This is a genomic window from Streptomyces sp. HUAS TT11, from assembly GCF_051553595.1.
Classification (GTDB): domain Bacteria; phylum Actinomycetota; class Actinomycetes; order Streptomycetales; family Streptomycetaceae; genus Streptomyces.
Genome location: NZ_CP196185.1, coordinates 79,990 through 100,455, shown reverse-complemented (window position 1 = coordinate 100,455; position 20,466 = coordinate 79,990). Strand labels below are relative to the sequence as shown.

Annotated in this window: 15 protein-coding genes and 4 pseudogenes; 6 read left to right on the top strand and 13 right to left on the bottom strand. The window is 66.1% G+C overall.

Annotated features, from left to right (window positions below; genetic code table 11):
• Positions 1 to 286 precede the first annotated feature (286 nt).
• Positions 287 to 688 (top strand): hypothetical protein, encoded by a 402-nt coding sequence (locus ACSHXN_RS44210; protein ID WP_388489834.1) that lies wholly within the window; start codon positions 287 to 289, stop codon positions 686 to 688.
• A 35-nt stretch (positions 689 to 723) separates the two neighbouring features.
• Here the strand turns inward: ACSHXN_RS44210 and ACSHXN_RS44205 are convergent.
• Positions 724 to 870 (bottom strand): annotated as a pseudogene (locus tag ACSHXN_RS44205) (IS701 family transposase); the annotation flags it as partial.
• A 332-nt stretch (positions 871 to 1,202) separates the two neighbouring features.
• On the opposite strand from ACSHXN_RS44205, the gene ACSHXN_RS44200 reads away from it, so the two are divergent.
• Complete coding sequence (locus tag ACSHXN_RS44200; RefSeq protein ID WP_438306631.1) at positions 1,203 to 1,754, top strand: PH domain-containing protein; 552 nt, start codon at positions 1,203 to 1,205, stop codon at positions 1,752 to 1,754.
• A gap of 1,444 nt (positions 1,755 to 3,198) precedes the next feature.
• Positions 3,199 to 3,459 carry a hypothetical protein gene (locus tag ACSHXN_RS44195; RefSeq protein ID WP_438306630.1) on the top strand — a complete coding sequence of 87 codons (261 nt, stop codon included), beginning with the start codon at positions 3,199 to 3,201 and terminating at the stop codon, positions 3,457 to 3,459.
• A 186-nt stretch (positions 3,460 to 3,645) separates the two neighbouring features.
• On the opposite strand, the gene ACSHXN_RS44190 is transcribed toward ACSHXN_RS44195, so the two are convergent.
• Complete coding sequence (locus ACSHXN_RS44190; RefSeq protein ID WP_438306629.1) at positions 3,646 to 4,497, bottom strand: DUF4231 domain-containing protein; 852 nt, start codon at positions 4,495 to 4,497, stop codon at positions 3,646 to 3,648.
• A gap of 991 nt (positions 4,498 to 5,488) precedes the next feature.
• Here ACSHXN_RS44190 and ACSHXN_RS44185 point away from each other — a divergent pair.
• The 3 genes and pseudogenes from ACSHXN_RS44185 to ACSHXN_RS44175 all read left to right on the top strand — a co-directional run.
• A pseudogene (locus ACSHXN_RS44185) lies at positions 5,489 to 6,316 on the top strand (IS701 family transposase); the annotation flags it as partial.
• A gap of 141 nt (positions 6,317 to 6,457) precedes the next feature.
• The gene (locus tag ACSHXN_RS44180; protein WP_438306882.1) at positions 6,458 to 8,017 is read left to right on the top strand and encodes an ISL3 family transposase; all 1,560 of its coding nucleotides are present in this window, start codon (positions 6,458 to 6,460) and stop codon (positions 8,015 to 8,017) included.
• 78 nt (positions 8,018 to 8,095) lie between these two features.
• Positions 8,096 to 8,554: pseudogene (locus ACSHXN_RS44175) on the top strand (transposase); the annotation flags it as partial.
• A 1,196-nt stretch (positions 8,555 to 9,750) separates the two neighbouring features.
• Here ACSHXN_RS44175 and ACSHXN_RS44170 read toward each other — a convergent pair.
• The 11 genes and pseudogenes from ACSHXN_RS44170 to ACSHXN_RS44120 form a co-directional block, all read right to left on the bottom strand.
• A pseudogene (locus tag ACSHXN_RS44170) lies at positions 9,751 to 10,419 on the bottom strand (DUF2637 domain-containing protein); the annotation flags it as partial.
• A gap of 149 nt (positions 10,420 to 10,568) precedes the next feature.
• Positions 10,569 to 14,027: a LysM peptidoglycan-binding domain-containing protein gene (locus ACSHXN_RS44165; protein ID WP_438306628.1), complete on the bottom strand. Its 3,459-nt coding sequence runs from the start codon at positions 14,025 to 14,027 to the stop codon at positions 10,569 to 10,571.
• A complete protein-coding gene (locus tag ACSHXN_RS44160; protein ID WP_438306627.1) occupies positions 14,027 to 14,473 on the bottom strand; it encodes a TadE/TadG family type IV pilus assembly protein in 447 nt (148 codons plus the stop codon). Before ACSHXN_RS44160 ends, ACSHXN_RS44165 begins: the two co-directional genes overlap by 1 nt.
• On the bottom strand, positions 14,473 to 14,916 hold the full coding sequence (locus ACSHXN_RS44155) for a TadE/TadG family type IV pilus assembly protein (protein ID WP_438306881.1): 444 nt from the start codon (positions 14,914 to 14,916) through the stop codon (positions 14,473 to 14,475). Before ACSHXN_RS44155 ends, ACSHXN_RS44160 begins: the two co-directional genes overlap by 1 nt.
• 10 nt (positions 14,917 to 14,926) lie before the next feature.
• A complete protein-coding gene (locus ACSHXN_RS44150; RefSeq protein WP_438306626.1) occupies positions 14,927 to 15,355 on the bottom strand; it encodes a TadE/TadG family type IV pilus assembly protein in 429 nt (142 codons plus the stop codon).
• The gene (locus tag ACSHXN_RS44145) at positions 15,355 to 15,528 is read right to left on the bottom strand and encodes a hypothetical protein (protein WP_438306625.1); all 174 of its coding nucleotides are present in this window, start codon (positions 15,526 to 15,528) and stop codon (positions 15,355 to 15,357) included. Before ACSHXN_RS44145 ends, ACSHXN_RS44150 begins: the two co-directional genes overlap by 1 nt.
• Before the next feature lie 93 nt (positions 15,529 to 15,621).
• The gene (locus ACSHXN_RS44140) at positions 15,622 to 16,506 is read right to left on the bottom strand and encodes a type II secretion system F family protein (RefSeq protein WP_438306624.1); all 885 of its coding nucleotides are present in this window, start codon (positions 16,504 to 16,506) and stop codon (positions 15,622 to 15,624) included.
• Positions 16,503 to 17,456, bottom strand: a complete 954-nt coding sequence (locus ACSHXN_RS44135) for a type II secretion system F family protein (protein WP_438306623.1) — start codon at positions 17,454 to 17,456, stop codon at positions 16,503 to 16,505. Before ACSHXN_RS44135 ends, ACSHXN_RS44140 begins: the two co-directional genes overlap by 4 nt.
• Complete coding sequence (locus ACSHXN_RS44130) at positions 17,453 to 18,805, bottom strand: CpaF family protein (RefSeq protein ID WP_438306880.1); 1,353 nt, start codon at positions 18,803 to 18,805, stop codon at positions 17,453 to 17,455. The genes ACSHXN_RS44135 and ACSHXN_RS44130 overlap by 4 nt, the downstream gene beginning before the upstream one ends.
• A gap of 127 nt (positions 18,806 to 18,932) precedes the next feature.
• Positions 18,933 to 19,760, bottom strand: a complete 828-nt coding sequence (locus tag ACSHXN_RS44125; protein WP_438306622.1) for a hypothetical protein — start codon at positions 19,758 to 19,760, stop codon at positions 18,933 to 18,935.
• Positions 19,760 to 20,461 carry an SAF domain-containing protein gene (locus ACSHXN_RS44120; RefSeq protein WP_438306621.1) on the bottom strand — a complete coding sequence of 234 codons (702 nt, stop codon included), beginning with the start codon at positions 20,459 to 20,461 and terminating at the stop codon, positions 19,760 to 19,762. The genes ACSHXN_RS44125 and ACSHXN_RS44120 overlap by 1 nt, the downstream gene beginning before the upstream one ends.
• Positions 20,462 to 20,466: the final 5 nt, after the last annotated feature.

Below are 20,466 nucleotides of genomic sequence, written 5' to 3'. Positions count from 1 at the left end.
TGTGGGTCGCCGTAATTGCGGCCGTCGGCCTATTTATTTCTCCAGTATGGTCTGCGGCTATCACTGCATGTTTACTGTCTTTGGTTGTCGTGGTCATCCTAATTAGATTGCTCATGGGGCACTCCGTTAAGTGTTCTTCACTGTATGCGATTCATTGGCCCCTGCATCTGGCGGAATACTTCTAGCCAGTATTGATCGCGCGATAATTAAATCCGGATCAGGGTACCCTTAAGCAGTGTTCGGATCCATGAGTTGCAAGTATCTATGAAATTAGGAAGGCGAAGCAGTGCTCGAAGTGATCGTGCTGGGCCTGGTGGCCCTGGTGTCGGGGGTGGCGGTGCGTTCGGTTATTGGTCGACGAACAGCCCGACGTGCTGCTCACTCCGAGCGAGGAGACAGGGTGGCCATCCCCTGCCGGATCGCCTGGCGGAGTGGGCTGGGCCGCGGAGCCTTTGTGTACGGAAAGCTGACCAGCGATGGTGACGGAGCGGTCTTCACGCGTCCGGCCCGTCGGCCAGTGCGACTTCCGGTTGGCGGCCGGGCTGTTCGTCGCGCGGCCTGGCGTCCCGGAATGCAAGTCTTTGAGTACTCTTCCCCCGGCGGTGAAGAGCTGCGGCTCCAGGTCTACAACGGCGATAGCGAGCGTGTGGCCCGCTATCTGCAGATGCGTGATGTGACAGAATCATGAGCTGCGCGGCAATAACTGGTGGCCTTCAATGGCGGTATCCGCTCGGCGATCCATGGCTGCACCGGCAGGGATCTGGCGTCGACTGGTTCACGAACTGCTGCAGGTTCTGCTCGTTGCCGATCCGCCAACTGCGAGGCCGATACCTGGATCGTATTGCGATGGCCGTCCAGCATCAGCGCCCGAGGCGGGCTGCGGGGCCCTGCCGGGCAGCGCGGTGACGGGCTATGGGCGACGGGATTCATCCACTGCCCCCGCCTCACCCATGTGAGCAGGTAGCTCATCTCAAGGCCGTAACAGACGGCGACCCGATGCAAGAACGGGGCGTGTTGTCCTGCCCCGTATCGGCACCGTGCCTCCGCCCTTACAAGCGGAAGGCGATCGGTCTTGTCAGTGGGACCCCGCATGTTTCGGCTCTGCAACCCAAAAGACGTGCCGTAGCTGACCGATCAGAGTCTCGATCTGCGTCCTGCGGGGCTGCATCCGTCGGAGCTAGGAGATAGTGAGGCAAGTTGCAATGAATTCGGTTGTGCTGCGACGGGGCTCCTGGATGGCGATCTCCGGGGTAGTTATTCTAGTTCTGGGAATTGGCATGCTTGCAGCGGTTTACAAGGTCACCTCGGTGAATGGATTCCGGACAGGTTGGCAAGGGGTACCCATATATTTGGCGCTCGCAGGGATTACTGGAAGAGTCGCAAACTGCAAGGTGATCTTGCGCGAGAATATGCTCACATTAGTGAATCCTGTGCGTAGTCATAGCCTTCCGAAGGCGGCTATCCACGGCGTCTCCGTGGGCGATGACGGCACGCTTGAGGTCCATCTCGATAAAGATCGAATAGTCCCGGTATTTGCCTTCGGAGGATCTCTGATCGATCACTTTAAGGGTTCGAGCGCAGAGGCACAACGGAGGATCAGCGCATGGCTGGGATCGGCTGGCGCGGAGAGCGAATCAAAGGCCCTCGCTCCACAAGTCCGCTGGACGCGATGCCCTGCTGCTGACGCGTCTCTTGTCCTATGCGTCGCCCTATCGGTTGCAGGTGCAATCTGGATGGCTTTCACCGGTAATTGACGTGAGCTACCAAGTGGTCTCGATGGGCCCCGCAACCCGGTCGGTCCCCTGAGTCGCTGTGATCCGGTGGCCGGGCCATGCAGCAATGAATGTTTCACCGACCGGCCACCCCGTATCCTTGAGCGCGGGCTTTATCGTCGGGCGGACACGTTCAATATGGAAGTTCTTTACGCGATCTTCGTTGCAGTGCAGTTCGTTCTGCTCGGGACTGCGATCGTCACCAATTTTCTATGAAGTGGCCCGGGCTCTTTTTTGTTAATCAGATGCACGGCCTAGTATGGCTACTGCCACGCATTCAGGGGCCTGTGGCATAAAGGAGTGGAGGGCGGCATCGAGGACTGAGGTGCCGCCCACCGCTTATCTTGTGTGATTAGAGTCAGAGGTTGAGCGTTGAAGAGGAAGTGTTCGGAAAGATTGCAGCGCCGTTCCTTTCCTGTTATCTCGTGGCTATTTACGCTGCTGCTGGTTCTGATTACCTTCAGAAGCGGCGCTGAGATGTCCCATGGTCTCAACGCAGACGGCCTTGGGGTGATGGCGGTCTGCTTGGCCGGAGTCTCCCTCGTTAGGCGCATCATGGGCTCCCGCATCATCCTCACAGGCGCAGAAATCCGTGTCGTGAATCCACTAATAACCCATTCCGTCCCACTTCGCCTGATTAAGAGCATCGATAGTGACGGAACGTTGACCATTACGACCATAGATGGTTCCGAGATTCGCTCTACCGCCTTTGGCGGCTCAGTGATAGACAACTTCGTTGGAACGACTGACCGGGCAGTGGATCGAATCAATTCTCAGCTACGGCGTGCATTTCCTGCAGGCGGTAGCGGTCTGATTGTCAAGGGTTACACGATCGCCTGGATCGCGGATGTTTGTACCGCCTGCGCCCTTATCTGCGGGGTCATGGCGTTCGCGGTTGCGTAATCCGTTCCCAATCAGCGTAGATCACCGTCGTTGGCCAAGTGACAACTCGCCGTTTCGCGACCCACAGCGACATCCCCGCACCGGATCGGATGCATAGCTAGCGGATGAGCTCACAGCCCCGGATCACACCGTGGACTCCGCCATCTATGATGTACCGTCCTGACCTTGCGATGTCGACCTGTGTTCCATTTCGGGCAACCGAACACTGAGTGAAAAAGAGAACATCGTGAATTACGGCAGCTTTTCTTTTGGGGTTCTGATGGGGCTGATATGCGCTTTGATTATTATTGACCTTTGCGGGCGTCGAAAAAAATCGCCTCGCCCGCGGGTCCTGATTGTCGCATCTATTGCTTCGCTCTTGACATTCATTGTCAATATTTATACTTAGTGTCGCTCTGTCCAGTCGAACCGTGCTAATCCTCCACGCGATCAGTGATCTGACGGACCCCGTACTCCCCGGCGTCATGCTCATCCCCAGATCGGGCCCCAGCTGGACGCCATAAAACGAGGGAATAATAGGAGGGTGCGTCCTTCCGATAGACTTTACTGCCGGGCGGACGTGTTCAATATGGAAATTCTTTACTCGATCCTTGTCGCGATGCCGTTTTTTCTGCTCGGGGCTGCGATCGTCGCCAATTTTCGAGGACTCAGGGGATTCTTTGCGAGCGGACGCGAGGAGGGCGCAAGAGGTCGAAATCAGATGGTCCTTGCGCTTGGCTGGTTTTTCATTGTTATGCCCGTGTATCCGGTGGTGTATGAAGTGGTCCACGCTCTTTTTTATTGATCGGATATGCAGTCGCAGATGGCTACTGCTATGCAATGTGAGGCCTGCTGACAAGAAGGATTGGAGGGCGCCGAGGGCTGAGATGCTACCTACCGGCCCAGTGGTTCTATTGCATGGGATTGGAGGTCGAGGTTGAGCATTGAGAAGCAGATTTCGGAAAGGTTGCAGCGACGCTCTTCCACCCGGTCAGGCCGACGGTGCCGTGGCGGGTGGTGCCTGTTCGGTGGGCTGGTCTAGCTGCTGCTGGCGGCGGCGTTGCTCGTTACGAAGATCCTCAACGCGCTGGGTGAACAGCTTCAAGGCGTCCTGTTCCTGGGCGGGCCCGAACTCGCTGTAGGGGCCGACTCCGAGGGCGACTGCGTTGGCTTCCTTCTCGATGTCATCAGCGGTTTGCTGGAGGAAGTAACTGCGCTCCCGGTACTTGTAGTAGCCCGTGAACGCCGCGGCCAGAGTGATGGCAAAGCTGACGCCGGTGAGCGTAACGCTCTGCCAGGTCAGCTCTCTTCCCGTGTCCAGAGCTGCGATGGCCGTGGTGAGCGCGGAGCCGACCATGATGAGTGATTGTAAAATGTTGTGGACGCGGCGGTACCTTCGACTGTCCGTCTGGTAATGCTCGATGACCCCGGCGACGTCTTCCCTATACAACAAACGTCGTTCTGGCAGCGACGGATGCTCGTGGGCGTTGAGCCGACGCAGCGACTCTCGTTTCTGCTCCAGGTCCGCCTCGATGTCCGCGCGCTTGCCGAGCGATCTGTCATTCACGATCAGAAGCCCAGCAACGCAGAGCGCCACCACCGCTCCGCAGATAATGTCCCCCTGCAGGAAACGCGAGGACTGCCACGTGAGGACTGTTCCGCAGACGGCGGTGAGGATGGCCACGGTCAGAGCGCCCAGAGCTGCGCGACGGGCGCGGTCGAGACGTCGGCGCTGAGCGAGCAGCGTCTCCGCAATCTTCACCTCGTGGCGAGTGTCGAACAGGAGACGACGGCCGGCCTGGTTCAGGCGCCTGGATGCGGTGTCGTCCATGTTGCGTTCCACGGAGCCGCTCCTCTCCACGGGGGCAGGTCAACGCTCCGAATGGATTTCGTCTGAGAATTCGCCCTGCTCCGCATGCGCCGCATTGTCCTTGCCCGTGGTGGTTTGGTGGTTGACGGTCACAGAGGACACTGCCACGTCGTTCGAACCGTGTCAGGTGGTTGAAGATGAGCGACGCCGGGACCTGATGGTCCCGGCCTATGCATCTGTGGAGAGACGAGACGCCACCCTGTCCACGAGTCCCCTGGAGCCACTGGAAGTCGAGGCCTGCCCCTTTTGAAGAGGGCAGACGCGTGGATCGTTGCAGCCCAGGCGAACAACCCGTGCGCCCTGCTCCAGAGCACGGCGGCAAGGAGTTCATGTACGCCGTGCCGTAATGGCGCTTCACCTCGGAGACATCCCGAGCATTGTCGTGGCAGTGATCGCGGGGGAGTGGTGGGAGAACAGGTTGAGCCGTCTGCTCAGTTGTATCTGGCAGCAGTTTCAACGAACTGAGCTGCATACCTGGAAGACCCGCGGGCTGGCTCCTGGCTGCTTCACAGCAGCCCGGCGTCCTTGCCGTAACTAGTGTCCGCTGTCCGCTGTCCGATTTCAGGGCGAAGGGCAGCTACGGGCCCCCTGGGCTGCGGGACGGGTCGTGACCTGGCTGGTTGGCACACGCAGCGCCATATCTGCCAGACGCTCGGCGGCGCCGACTCGTGCCGGATCCCATAGCCAGGTCTCCTCGCCGGTCAGGTTGAATGGCAGGACGGGGTGGTCCGTGGGCAGGGGCCCTGGCTGCACGGCCGTGGTCTTCGTATCGAGGGCGATGACGCAGACCCGTTGCGCGCTGATCCCGAAATAGGGACCCGGATCGCGCCCCGCCGTGGCCTGCGTGGCTGTGCGGGCGGCGGCTGTGGCAGCCGAGTGCAGACCCAAAAGCCCTGCGACAACAACCCCTAATAGGACTCCGTTAGGTCTTTCGTGTGGTCGTGGTTAGCGGCATGGTGGGTGTGTGGATGCACATGAAGTGAATCGTGTTCGGGCGACGTTGGCGTTATTCGTGGCTGATGTATTCGCCTCGGTGCCGCGCAAGGATCAGAGGGCCAAGAGCGACTGCTATCTGCGAGGACTGATGGTGGACGGTCGCCGCAAGTCGATCCAGGCCATGGCCTCGCGACTACCGGACGGCAATGAGCAGAACCTGCAGCAGTTCGTGAACCAGTCCACGTGGGATCCGGTGCCGGTGCGCCGGCGGATCGCGCAGCGGCTGGTGCCGCTGATCGGCCCGGACGCCTGGGCGGTCGATGACGTGTCGTTCCCCAAAGACGGAAGGATGTCGGTCGGGGTTGCTCCCCAGTACTGCGGTGCGCTGGGCAAGCAGGCCAACTGCCAAGTCGCGGTGAGCGTGCACGCGGTCACCGACACCGCCTCCGTCCCGCTGCAGTGGCGGCTGTTCCTGCCCAAGGAGTGGGACAGCGACGTCGACCGCCGACGCCGCTGCCAGGTGCCCGAGGAGATGGGGCACCGTGAGAAGTGGCGCCTGGCGTTGGACACCCTGGATGAGCTGGCCACTTGGGGCCTGGTGCCGCCGGTGGTGGTGGCCGACGCCGGCTACGGGCAGAACGCGGACTTCCGTGCCGGGCTGGCCGGCCGGGACATCGCCTACGTGGTGGCCATCCGCTCGGATGTGACCGCCCACCCGCACCACGCGGCACCCGTTGCCCCGCCCTGGTCCGGCCTTGGCCGCCGGCCGGAGCCCCGCTACCGCGACAAGCCGTCCCCGGTGGCCGCCCTGGCCACCAGCCGTGGACGGCAGGCATTCAATGAGGTCACCTGTCGGCGTACGGACTTCTCTGGCCCCGGCAAGATTTCCGTGAAGCAGGGGCATGCCGCCGTGCGCCGGTGACGCTCCGTCACGGATAGTGACACTGTCAGCGAGTGTGATGACCTCGTACGGATCTTGTCTCCGCACCTGGACGCGGTGCGGGTGGAGCGCGTGTGGGTGGCGGGCGGCGTTGTCCGCATCGCTGCCTGCACCCGAGAGTTGACGGTGGCGTGCCCGGACTGCGGTCGCGGTTCGGCGCGGGTGCACAGTCGCTATGACCGCATGCTGGCCGATGTTGCTGCTGGCGGGCGCCCGGTGCTGATAGTGCTGTCGGTGCGGCGGTTGTTCTGTGGCAGCCCAGGCTGCGGTCGACGGACGTTTGCCGAGCAGGTCGAGGGGCTGACGGTGCGCTATCAGCGTCGCAGCCCGCTACTGCAGCACCTCGTGGAGATGGCCGGGGTGCTGCTGGCCGGCCGTGGCGGCGCCCGGCTGCTGCAGATCCTGAAGGTGCCGCTGTCGCGGACCAGCGTGCTGTTCCACTTGATGCGCGTGCCGCTTCCGCCGGCAGCGACCCCGCGGGTGCTGGGCGTGGACGACTTCGCGCTCTATGCAGACGTCTACGGAACCCTGCTGGTGGACGCCGACACACGGTTGCCGGTCGAGCTGTGGGCCGGGCGCGACGCCGAACAGCTGGCCGCCTGGCTGCGGACGCATCCCGGTGTTGAGGTGGTCTGCCGGGACGGCTCGCTGGTCTACCGCCAGGGCATCACCGACGGCGCCCCCAACGCGGTGCAGGTCAGCGACCGCTTCCATCTGTGGCAGGGGCTGTCAAAGCGGATCGGGGATATCGCCGCCACGCACCGCAGCTGCCTTGTCGTGGCAGTACCCGAGCCCGAACCGGCACCGCCACCAGCAAACCGAGCCGGCCCGTCCGACCGGGCCGACACCCCAGCCCGGCGCCACGCGAAGCGGCTGTTCGAGGCGGTGCACGCAGTGACCGACACCGGCTGCTCGCTCAGCGCCGCAGCCCGTGAGCTGGGCCTGAACCGGCGCACCGTGGCCAAGTACGCCCGGGCCACCACCTGGCAGGATGCCGTGCGGCGCCCCCGGCCCCGCCAACCCACCAGCCTCGATCCATACCTCGACTACCTTCGCCAACGGTGGGAGGAAGGCGAGCACACCGCGACCGTGCTGCACCAGGAGATCGCCGCCAAGGGCTACCGCGGCCACTACCAGCGAATCAAAATGGCCGTCGCACCCCTACGCCGTGGCCTGCCCATCGACACGCCACGCGAACGGCCGCCCTCACCCCGCGAAGTCGCCCGCTGGATCACGACCGCGCCGTCCCGCCGCAGCTTGCGCGCAGCCGAGGCACTCCCGCGGCTGTTCGAGCACTGCCCAGAACTGAACCGCGCCCATGACCTGGTGCGTCAGTTCGCCGCCATGCTCGACACCCGTGACGCCGCCCCGCTGCCGGGCTGGCTGGAGCAACTTACGACCGCCGACCTCCCGGCCCTGGCCAGCCTGGCCAAAGCCATCCGCGAGGACCAGCCCGCAGTCGTGCAGGGCATCACCACCCGGTTCAACTCGGGAGTCAACGAAGGCCGCATCACCGATCTGAAGCTCCAGAAACGGATCATGGCCGGACGCGCGGGGGTCCCGCTGCTCCGCCACCGCGTCATCCTCATGGCCCTGCTCCGACGCCGCTATCCATGACGGAGCGTCACCGGCGCACGGTGGCATGCCCCTGCTTCACGGAAATCTTGCCGGGGCCACGTTCAGGTGTACGCCGACATCACCTGGAGGGAAGGCTCTCGCGGGCCGATGCGCTCGCGCTTCCTGGCGCTGCGTGTGCGGCCCGCCGGGGTCAGAGCCCGCCGCCTGGCCCAGGCCGCCGCCACGCGCGACGGTCAGTGGAATGGCGTCCTGCCCGAAGTGACGCTGCTGGTCGAATGGCCCGAGGAAGCCGAAGCGCCCACCGACTACTGGCTGTCCAACCTGCCGGCTGACACGCCACTGGCCGAACTGGTCCGCCTGGCGAAGATTCGCTGGCGGATCGAGCACGACTACCGGGAACTCAAGCACGGCCTGGGCCTGGACCACTTCGAAGGCCGATCCTGGACCGGCTGGCACCACCACGTCACTCTCGTCACCGCTGCCCACGCGTTTCTCACCGAACAGCGGCTGGCCCCAAAAGCCGGCACACCGGCCTCACCCTCTACCAGACCCTCGATGCACTCCAAGACCTGCTGAACTGCTGGACCGGCATCTGCACCACCTGCCACCAGCCCCTACCCCGGACCAGACACCAACCAGCAAGATCCACCCCAACCTAACGGAGTCCTAATAGTACGCACGAGTGAAGTCGATTGCTTCTCTTGAGTGATCTCTCACAGCTGAGTTGAGGGTGAGAGTTTCTATCCTGCGCTGGCTGTGCAGAGCGGTTTGAAGGAGGGATGCTGCAGCATTTTCTGAGGGGGCGGTCGACGTTTTGGCTGCGGAGCGTGTACGGATTGGGTAGGTGATCGGCATCAATCGTCGGGATTGGCGTGGCCCTGGGTGAGGGAACGCCAGCGTCGTTCGAAGTCGTCGACGTGCTCGTTGATGTCGTGGATGGTGAGGGGCTTGTTGTACTGGGCGGTGACACTATGGGCCGCGCAGTCGTCTGCGACGGCGTCCAAGGCCGGCGTAGCGTTGCCTACCCGGTGCTGGGCCCAGATCGTGTAGAGCCGGAAGGACAGAAAGTAGCGGCGCCGGGTGGAGGGGCTTACGGGCTTTCCGCCTCGGCCGTGCATGCCACTGTCGGCGAGGTAGGCGGACAGTTTCTGGGCGGTTGGTTCGTCGCCGTGCTGTGTCTGGTACTCCTTCCACGCGAGGTAGTAGCGGTCGACGAGGGTGAGGTGCCTCCCTACAACCGACGTGTGAGGTGAGTGCCCGCCGATGGTGGCCTTCACGTGAGAGCGGCGCTTCTCAATTGTGGCGTGTATGCCTGCGTCGGAGAGTTTCAGCCCGGAGTCTTCCGCGGCGGCGGACTTGTGTGGTGCATGCACCGCAGGACCGATGGTGGCCTTTTTAGCTGGCGATGTGGTGCCGGTGTTCGTCGTGCCTTCTTGGAAAGCCGCGACGAGCGTCTCGTTGTCCTTGTCTGCCGCAGGTGGGGCGTCAGCCGCCACGGTTCGGTCTTGCTCGTACAGGGAGGCAGTCGATGCGGCGTCGTGCTGAGCGGGTTGATTTCGTGCGTGAGCGAGGTGGGCGTCGTCCAATTCCTCAGCGTTCTCCGTATTTGTCCGCCGAGGGCGTGATAACCCATCGGGTGCTGGAGTCGAGGCGGGCTGCGCGGGCCACAGGTCGTCGGTCCACAGCTGTGTCCCTGCTTGCGGGGGGTCGGCAGCAGTTGTCAGCCCGTGATGTTGGGACTGCGCCAGGGTGAGTGCCGATAGAGCAGTGTCCGGATCTTGGGCAGGCTTGATGCTGGCTGCCGCCAGGTCGGCGGGGGTGGTGTTCATCAGCGGGACGCCGTACTTCGCCAGCCGCAGGGGCATGAGCGACTCCACCGGCGCCTTGCGGCGCCAGGCGCGGCCGAAGCGGGAGCGCAGGCGGGCCTGGTAGACGAGACGTTCCTGTTCCAGCTTGATGACCTGGTCGTAGGAGCGGAGCTCCCACAGTTTCATCCGGCGCCAGAGCAGGAGGGTGGGTATGGGGGGGAGCAGCCAGCGGGTGGGGCGGACGCCCTCCATGTGCTTGTCCGCCGTGATGTCCGCGATCCGGCCGATCGCGTGGCGGGCCGCCTCGACGGCGACCACGAACAGCACGGGGATCACCGCGTGCATGCCCACACCCAGCGGGTTGGGCCAGGCCGCTGCGCCGTTGAACGCGATCGTCGCCGCCGTCAGCAGCCACGCCGTCTGGCGCAGGAGCGGGAAGGGGATGCGGATCCAGGTCAGCAGCAGGTCCAGGGCCAGCAGGACGCGGATGCCCGCGTCGATGCCGATCGGGAAGACGTAGGCGAAGTTCCCGAAGCCCTTCTTGATGGCCAGCTCGCGGACCGCCTTGTAGGAGCCCGCGAAGCCGATCCCGGCGATGATGACGGCTCCGGACACGACCACACCGATCAGCATGCGCTGCGCGCGGGTGAACACGGGGAGCGGCTGAGCCGTGGCTGATGGTGTCGTGCTATCCCAGTGATCGGACGGCCTGGCCTCCTCAGCAGTCGAAGGGTCCGGCCCTTTGAGTCGGGGCAGCGTGACGCGCGCTGACTCGTTGGGGGTCATAGCGCCTCAGCCTGCGGCGTGTGCGGGTGCTTGCCGAGGAGTTCGTTGATGAGTTGCTCGGTCTCGATTTCGAGTGAGACATCCAGTGCTCGGTTGATCTGCTGCACGCGGGTGATCGCGGTGTGTAGCCCCGAGCGGTTGCCGCGTGCGGCCTCAAGTCTCATCCAGTCCCGGTACAACAGCTCTGCCGTGTCATCTACCTCGAGACCGGTCGAGACGGCCTGGTGTGCAGCGCTGAGATCGTGTTGAGGGCCTGGCGGCATGCGGTAGGTGGCCACTGTGTGTGCGACATCGATGATTCGCGTGGTCATTTCCTGCTGGTAGGGCTCGGCCCAGGGAAGCGGTCGGCCGCCGAACGGCTTACCCCGCACCAGCATTAGCGCCTTCTCCAAGTCGCTCAGACCGGACGGTCCTAGCGGCAGGGCGCGTTCGACGAGCTGCAGGAAGCGGGTCCAGTCGCAGCGGACGCTGGCGGCGAGCCGGTAGGGGTCCTCACCTGCCTTGCGGCGCGGCACGTAGGGATTGCCGGACGGATCGCTCCCCAGAGAGCTACGCAGGCCCTGCATCCGCGCGTTGAGGGTGCTCGTCGACCAGGGTTTGACGGGATCCATGTCGGCGCACAGGACATCCGCACTCCGACCGGGCCGGAAGTACAGAAGGGCGGCGAGCTGGGCCATTCTCGGGCCGTGGCCTGTACTGTCCACGCCCGTCACTTCAACCGGGCCCAGGACCCGGATCTCCGGTGCGTGCAGATCGTGCGCTTCGCGCTCGCCAGGGCCCGGAGCTGCTGGCCCTTTGACCGTGCGCGCCGCTCCGTTAGCCCTCGCGGCGGCTGCCTGGGGGGAATCGACATCAGCTTGCGCGGGTACTGAAGCCGGCGGAGTGACGGTGCCGGGGCCACGTTCCTCGGCATGGTCGGCCGACGTGGTAGCAGGAGAGAGGAGACGGAGTCCGGACGGATGGGTGCTGGCGTCGAGCAGCGCCGGGAAGACCTCACCCCTCACGTCGTCTGCTGCGGTGTGACTCGAAGGAGCGGTGGCGGTGGGCACGATGTACTCCTGCGGGGATGTCCGCTCGGTCCGCGGCACGCTGTCGTGTTCGTCGGGGACTTTCTGCCAGGGATCCTCGGCGGGGTGGGATGCCTGCCCGGACACCTTCAGCGCCGTGGTGATCTGGAGGTAGGCGGCGTGCTCCAGGCGCTGCACCGTGATGTCGGTGCCGGCGTAGTCGAGGGTTTGCGGGTCGCCGAGCGAAGCGTTGAGGATCTCCGCCTCGGGGAAGTGAACGGATGCCGTGCCTGCCGGGGCGATCAGCGTGACTGGCACCGTCCCTGCACGGTCGATGACGTCGGCGAACTGCCAGGCCGTGTCTTCGTCCAAGGATGAGGCGCACAGCAGTAGGTACGGCTGTTGCTGCGTCTCGGGCATCTGGTGTGCTTCCAGCAGGCGTTCGCTCAGATCGCGCAGTGCGTGCGCGGCTTGGCGCATGTGGCCGATCCGGGTGGTGGGCAGTAGCTGCGGCAGGTCCTCGCCGAAGCCGACGGTCATGATTTCGACGTTGGCTGCCCACGGGCTCATCCCGAGTTCCAGGGCGAGCGAGGTGCACACTTCGGTGATGTGGACCGGGTTGCCGTCCAGGAGCAGCGCAGGCAGTCCGGCTAGGTTGAGGAGGAGAAGGTCGCCCGCCTGGGTGCTGCCGATGGTGACGAGGCCCGGATAGGGGGCCGGCACGTCCCGGGCCGCCTCTTCGTCCAGAAGCAAGGCGTCAGCGGGCAGGCTCCACCAGCCACCCTGTCCTGTGGTGAAGGGTGTCACCGGATCCAGGGCAAGGTCCTCGGGAAGGACCTCCAACGCGCGGGCCCCGATCCTCGCTGCCCGTAGCGGCGGCAGGACCGCGTCCTCCTGCTGCTGGGCGACGTGCTGAGCCAGAGTCCGCAGTGCCACGTCCAGGCGGACAGCGCCGCCGGCCTCGGCGGCTGCCGCCAGCTGGGCCTCAGCCGTCGAAGTTTCCGTCGCGATGGCGATCTTCTCGCCCGGCTGGCGACGGCGGCGTTGCAGTGTCCTGCGCAGCGCGAGGGCACCGGTGATGGCGGCCGCCAGCAGCGCGCCGGCACCGAGCACGATCCGCAGGTTCAGAAGGCTGCTGTTGACCGGAGTCGCTGCGGGGGTCTCGGGCACCGCGGTGGCGGGGGAGTAAGGAGCTGAACCGGCCGGCTGCGACGCCGGCGCTGAGGGAGAGGTGCTGGCCCCGCGATCTGCTGGTGGGGACGCGGGCGCGGAAGGTCGGCTCGACTCGGGCTCAGTGGCAGGGCGATCGGACGGTGTGCTGTGGGCAGGCGGCTCTGCTGCCGGCCGCGTGGTCTGGCTGGGCACGGGTGCTTCGGCGCCCGTGCCTTCGTCCGTCTGCTGCTTGTCGTCGGTACTCGGGGCGGCGGCAGGGGGAGTAGTGGTGCTCGGGCTATCCGACTTCTCGCTCTGGGCGTCGTCCTGGGGCTGCTGAACGGGTTGCGCCTCGGGGACCGTGACCTGCTGCCCGGCGTAAATCACGTTTGGATTGGTGATCTTGGGTAGGCCGTCCGGCTGTGGGGCGTCCTGGCTGGCCTGGAACAGCTTGGGCCATGCGTCGCCGTCGCCGAGTTCCTTCTCTGCGATCTTCGACAGGTAGTCACCCGAGTGGACGGTGACGACGTGCTCCCCGGTCTCGGCGGCAGCGGGCGTGCCCGCAGCCAGCTGCGCGTGGGCCCCTGCTGCGGCCGCGTCCGGTCCGGGCATCCGAAGCTGCCAGCCGGGCTGCAGAAAGCTGTTCGCGCGGAAGACCGTGCCGTGGGCCATGGTCTGGCCCTCGTTGAGTTCGGCGATCTCCCGCCACCGCTCGCCGTCCCCCAGCTCCCGCTCGGCGATGGCCCACAGACTGTCCGCAGGCCGAGTCTCGCGCACCGTGTACGTACGCGAGACCGGTGTGCTCGCGGACGTGGGGGAGGCGTGATCGGCGGACTGTGAAGACTGGGCCGCCTGGCCGGACGCGAGAGCGGCGGCCGTGAGAGGGGCGGCCTGCGCATCGGAGGCCAGGGCGGAGCTCGTGGGCAGCAGCACCAGGATGCTGCCGATCAGCAGGGCCGCGGCGCGCTGCGAGGCGCCCAGCCCTCGAGGGGCGTGCCACGTCCCGCCCCGTAGTTGTGCGATCAGCTCGCGTACAGCACAGACCGTGAACTGTGCCCATCCGATCCACCCCACTGCGACGAGCAGCAGCAGAAACGCCCCACCGGTGTCCTGCCGGTCCAGCAGATGAGTGAGGTCGTCGTGAGTGGCCGACCAGATGACCGGCGTCGCCCACGCCAGCAAGACCGGCAGCCCGACGACTGCAGCGGCCAGAACGAGCAGGCTCAGGATGGCTTTGAGGAGCCCCGCCAGGGAACGGCCGGCCGCTGTAGCGGGGGAGCGGGTGATGGTGCGCATCAACTTCCTTCCGGAGCGGTGACGCCATGCAGGAGGGTGGCCTTGCCATGGCCGGTCACCGGCAGCGAGCCGATCCCGACCACTGACAAGAACTTCGTGTCGTACGAGCCGGTGACCGTCACGGTGAGGGTCTTGCCGTCCCCGGACACGCTGACGGTGCCGGTGGCGTCGGCAGACTTGAGGTATGCCTGAGCGGCCGCGGCTGCCGCCTGCGGATCGACGACTATCGCGGTGCCGGTGATGGCGTCGGCGGGGTCGATGGCCTGTCCGCCCGCCCGGGCGGCTTCGCCTGCGACGTAGTCGGCGCGCTCGGTGGCGCGCATCTTGCTGCCGCCGTCCACCGCCAGGCCGATGATGCCGATCAGCGCGAAGACGCACACTGCGACAAAGACCGTGACCCCGCCCTGATCGTTGCATTGGGTCCGGTGAAGCCGAGGCAAGATCATCAATTTCCCCGCTGTCTGAACTGGTCCACTACCGAGGTCGCCGTCGACGTGAGCGTTTTCGCTCCCGGCACGCCCGGAAGGAGGAGGTCGGACAGGTTGACCGTGCAGGTCACGGTCACGGTCACGGTGCCGACCTGCCCTACCGGCACGCTGAGTCCGCCGGTGTCGATGGTGACGTGGGTCGACGCGCAGGTGATGCCCTGGTCGTTGAGGGAGTCGGCTGCCGCCGACTGTGCGGCGCTCTGGGCGGCCGCCGCTGTGCGGTGGACGGATGCTTCCCGTGCTGCGTCCTCGGCCGCAGAGTCGATCTTCGCGCCGGAGGTGACGATCCTGCCCCCGGCGATCGCCATGCACAAGAACATGATCAGCGCCGGGAGGATGATGGCCGCCTCGATCGCGACACTGCCCTCATCGCGGCGAAGCCTGCGAGCCCACCGGGCGATGTCGCGCACGTCATTCACTCCCCGGGTTCACCCAGCGCTCTACCGGCCCGGACGCCGACTGGCTGACCTGCAGGCCCGACACACCAGGGATCATCGACTGCGCTGTGCCGGACACCTGGACCCGCACACGCTGTCCGTCGCTGCTGACGGAGACGCTGTAGCCGCGCAGACTGTCACCCGCGGTGCGCTCCAGCACGCCACGCGCCTGGGCCTCACCAGCGGCCGGACTCGACTGGTAGGCGCGGGCCGCCGTGACGCCCTCGCGGGCAGCGGTCAGGGCGATCTGCCGGGCGTAGTACCACATGGACGCCTGGACGACGGTCACCGTGGCGAGCAGCACGAACGGGAAGATGATCGCCATCTGGATGGACGTGTCCCCGCGGTCATCCCGCCATCTCAGCCCCCGCCACCAGCCTTTCAGCCGCTCGGGACGATTCATCACAGGCCGCTGAGCTTGCCGTTGTACTTGGTGACCACGACGGCGATCGTTCCCGCGACCAGAACCGCGCCGGTGACAGCAGCCACCCAGATGATGACCGTCGTGATGGAGATGTCACCCCGGTCCGGGCGGCGAGCAGCCTCCTCGAGGCCCCCTTGAATTCTGGTGGTCATCCGGAGGACCACACGATTGATGTGAGTCCGGGTGCGGGCTGCGGTGTGCTTCACGTTCTCTACCTCTCTGGTGAGTTGTACAAGATGGTGGGTTCAGACGGTCAGCATGCGGATTACGGCGGGGAAGGCCATCAGCAGCATTACCAAGATCGCCAAGAGGGCGCCGGGGGCCGTCATCTTCTCGCTGGCCGCATTCGCCTCCGCGGCCTGATCAGCCAGCAGTTCGGCGTTCAGCGCCGCGGTGCGGGCGCGCAGCGCCTTGTAGACGGCCGCGCCGTCGGTGGCTGAGCCGCGCATGATGTCGGCGACGTCGGTAAGGACGGGCAGGTCGTACTCGGCCGACAATTCAGCGAGGGCCTGATAGGGCGGGATCTTCTCCAGCCGGGCCCGGCGTAGGGCGCTTTGCAGGTAGAGGAAGGGCCAGCCCTCGCCGACCTCGGCGGCTTTCTCCAGCGCTTCGGCGGGCCCGGCGTCGGCGGCCCGCTTGAGCGCGACCAGGTCGAGGTAGGCGGACAGGGCGTGCGCGAACTCCTCTCGTGCCCGCTTGGCCTGGTCCCGCACAGAGAGATCGGGCGTGATGAACAGCAGAGCCGCGAGGAGAAGCCCGACGCCGGTGGGCACGTAGAAAGGCAGGCTCACACCCGCGGTGACCCACGGGACCGTCGCGATGACCGGGCAGAGCAGCCCCAGCGCGGCGAGCGCGGTCTTCTTGAGCATGAACTCGCCCGGACCCAGCCCGAGCAGGGCCAGGTTGGTGGTGGGGATCCGGACGCCAGGCAGCCGCTCGAGGCGGGCCAGCAGCCACCGGCCCCACACCTCCTCCCGGTCCAAGTCCGGTTCGGGCATCGTCAAGACAGCCGGGGCACTGCGCTTCAGAGCCGGACCCAGCGCGGGCTGAGGCTGCAGGAGCTCCCGAATCAGAAGCGCCAGGCCGGCGCCGATCGTGCCGCCGGACACCACGACAGGTATCAGATTCACGGGGTCACTCCTTCCGGCTGTCGGGCAGTGAGCGACAGGTCGGGCTCCGGTGCGGGCTCCGACGTAGGAAGCCGGACGGTGCTGGCGGGGTCGGGAATAAGGAAGCGTGGGATGCGGCGGAAGGAGCCGAGCTGCCGCATCAAAGCAAGGACACCGACGAACCCAGCCGTCAGGAAGGCGAGCACCAGCTGCCCCAGCAGCGTCGAGTACGGCCTGGTGTAGGAGGGGACGAAGAACCCGGCCACCACGACACCTACGGTGATGATGCTCATCCACCGCACGGTGGTGCGCGGCTTCGCCCGGTCCGCCTCGATGGCCCGCTTCTTGGCGACTTCCTCGCGGACGGTGCCCGACAGGTCCTCCAGCGCCTGGGCAAGGCCCGGGCCGCGGTCGTTGACGGACAGGATGAGCGCCGCCGCCACCTTGTCCGAGGTGACATCGTCCAGCTCATCGGCGAACGCGCGGAGCGCTCCTTCCGGTCGCCATCCCAGGCGCAGCCGGTCGGACAGGTTGATGATCTGCGGGGCGAGTTCTTCCGGTGCACCCTGACGGCTGGCGATCATCGCCTGTTCCAGGCCCATACCCAGCCGCAGCAGGCCGGCCAGCCTCTGCGTCCACTCGCTCAGGGCCTCCAGCTGACCGATGCGTTCCTGTGCCATCTGCCCAGGGGTGATGAGCCAGGGAACGCCGATGACGGCCGCACCCAGCAGTGCTCCGCCGACGAAGTTCCCCGAGACCAGCCACACGCCCACGAAAACGACGACGCTTGCGGCCGCGAGGCTCCGCTGCCGCATCCGGGCGTCCGCGCTCGGGTACTTTCCGCCGTGCAGGGTCTTCCAACGCTGGCTTACCGGCCGGCGCGGCGCTGTTGTGCCGACGAGACCCGCCACGGCACCGATCAGCCCGCCGACGAGGGCCATGCCGCTGAGCAGCCCGAACAGCAGGATCATCGGGCCCCTCCCACCTTCAGTGGCAACGGTGCTTTCCAGGCCCCGTAGGGCTGTTGCAGCATGCCTGAGTCGAAGCCGACGCGGCGCAGGTCGTCGATGCAGGCAGGATCCATCCTCGGCACCGCCCGCACCTCCCCCCACTCAGCTCCGGGGGAGAAGACCGAGTTCGTGGCGGGCCGGCCGTTCTCTCCGATCCCGGTCAGTTCCAGGACGTGGGAGACGTAGCGGTGGCGGCGGCCCCCGATCTGCGTCTCGTCCGTCATGTCGACGAACACCACGAAATCCAGGCCGTTGGCGGTCTGCCGGTAGGCGAGCTGCTCGGACAGGTTCTCCTGAGCGAGCGCGTACAACTCGGCGATCCGGTCGAAGACGATGTCCGGGCGACGCGCGTGGATGGTGCACAGATTGCCACCGGAGCCGTTCGTCAACGCCTGCATCATGGCGACGACTTCGGGGCCGCGGACCTCGCCGACCACGATCCGCTCCAGCGACATCCGCAGCGCAGGGTGCATCAGATCCAGGAGGGTGACCTCACCGGCGCTGCGCCCGGTGACGTCCTTCTCCCCGTTGGACTCGCGTCCCACCAGGGACACGACCTGCTTGTGGTAGCCGTTGTTGTGGGCGAACAGCTCATCCTCGGTCTGGATGGTGGCGAAGCGGCACTCCGGGTCGAGCTCCTTCAGCATCGCTCGCATCAGCGTGGTCTTCCCGGCCTTCTGCTTCCCCGCGATCATGATGTTCTTCTCGGCGCGCACGCACGCCCCGAGGAATGCGCGCAGGATGGGGTCGATGGTGCCCAGCCGCACCAGGTCGTCGAGGTCGGAGTGGGATACCCGGTGCCGGCGGATGACGGCATACGTCATCGGGCCGAGTCCGGTGATGGCCTGAAGGCGGGAGCCGTCCTGCAGGGACAGGGCGAGGGTGGGGTTGGCGGTGGAGATGGTGCGCTCGCTGTGCCCAGATCCCCGGGCCAACTCTCGCAGCAACTCCAGCAGTTCCTCCTCGGAGTCCGCGATCGGGCCGACCCGGCGGCGTTGACCGTCGCCGTAGTCGAGCCATACTTCGTGCGGGCCCTGGATGATGATGTCCTCGACTCGCTCGTCGTCCAGATACGGCTGCAACCGGCCGGCCCGGAACAGCAAGTCATAGACGGCGCGTCGCAGCGCCTCATCTTGCTGTGGCGTCATTGCCTGGGCGTCCGACCACAGCGCGACAGCCTCGGCGATCCAGTTCAGGCAGCGCTGCTCCTCGCCGGCCCGGTCCATGCCGGGCTTGGTCTTGAGTAGTTCCTCGCGTTGTTTGGCTACCTGGGACGCGATCTCCCGCGCCACCCGGTAGTCGACGGTGATCTGCGGTGCCGCCGTTCCGAGTCCCCGTGTGCTCGAGGCAGCACCAGCAGGTAAGGACGCGCCGTTGAGTTGATGTGGCGCCCGCTCCTGGGAGGGCGGGGCCACGGAGGGGTCCGGGTGCAGGGGCCTAGCGTGCACGGGTCACCTCTCCACCCGCGGTGTGCAGGCCGCGTGGATCGAGGCGGGCCCGGCGTAGGGCGGCCCGCTGGAGGAGCAGCGCGCTGCTCGTGCGGGCGGCTTTCATCAGTGGTGAATTGGTGAACCGGCGAGGCTGTTCGGCGCCGTCGGACAGCACGCGGGCATCGTTCGGCGCGTACGGCAAAGTGGCGAGCACCGGCACCTGAAGGACGCGCTGGACCTCGCCCGCGGGATAGGGCCCCTCATTGATCAGCAGCACGCTGATGTCTCCGACCCGTTCGTCCAGTGCGCGCACCCGGCTCTCCGCTGCCTGCAGGCAGCGCAAGGTGTTACGCACCACCACGACTACGGCGTCGGCCTGCTCGGCCAGGACCCCGGAGGGCCCGTAGGCCCCGCGACGGCCGAGGTCGATCAGGACATCGTGGCCGCTCTCCGCATCGATGCCGCGGAACATCTGCGCGATGACCTTCCATACCGAGCCCAGACTCGCCGCCTGCGCGGGGTCGGTGATGCCCGGCAACAGCAGCCGGTCGCGCGGTGACTCCCGCGCATCGTCCTCACCACTCAAGTCGATCAACTGCCGCCAGAAAGCCTCACTGAACTCACCTTTACGGGCAGCCACCGAGAGGTTGCGCAGCCCGTACCGATCGCCGAGCGAGGCCTGCAATAACCCGTGCAGCACGGCACCACCGTCCGGGTCGCACTCGGCCAGAATCATCCGCCGGCCCGCCTGCAGAGGCCACGACAACAGCAGAGCCAGCGCGCTCGTGGTCACACCGGGCGCACCGCTGCAGCCCGCGAGCGCGATCACCGCCATCAGTTACCGCCCGGGGCAGCAAGGACCAGACGCAACGTGCCGGCCGCCTCCCAAGCGGCGGCCGTGGGGCCGTCTGCAGCGGCAGTTGCGACGTCGACGACCACGATCCCCGTACCTGGGGCAGCGCCGGACGCCTTCACCACCCGACCATCAATCGTCTGCGGCGCCCCATCGGACGCCTTGCCCACGTCGGCAGCGCCCTGGGCCGGGACCCGCACCAGCTCAACGTTCTGGCCCGGCACCAGAGCGGTAGCCGGGATCTGCTTCGGCTCCAAACCGATCGGCACCAACTGCTCGCCCGCCTTCACCAGCGAGTCCCTCGTCACCTGAGACGGGGCAAGCATGGAGCCGGGTTTGAGCTCCACCGCGGCCCGCTTGCCCACCACCGACTTCAGGTCGTCGGCGCGCACCGCCTTGACGGCCGGGTCCAGGGCGACGGACGCCTTACCCAGGTCGTCCCCCGTGAGGACCTGGCCGACCTGGACGTCGCGGACCACGGTCACCACGTCCGTGCGATTCCCGACCTGGAGCAGCAGGACAGCAACCCCCGCTCCGCCAGCGGCGATCAGCGCCAGTGACAGGGCAATGACACCTGGCCGTCGCCTACGAGCCGACACCCGGGGTGGCGCCACCGGAGCGGGCACACCTCCCTGATAGGCGCCGCCGTTGGCTGCGTATGCGCGTTCTTGAGTCTGGCTCACCGTTC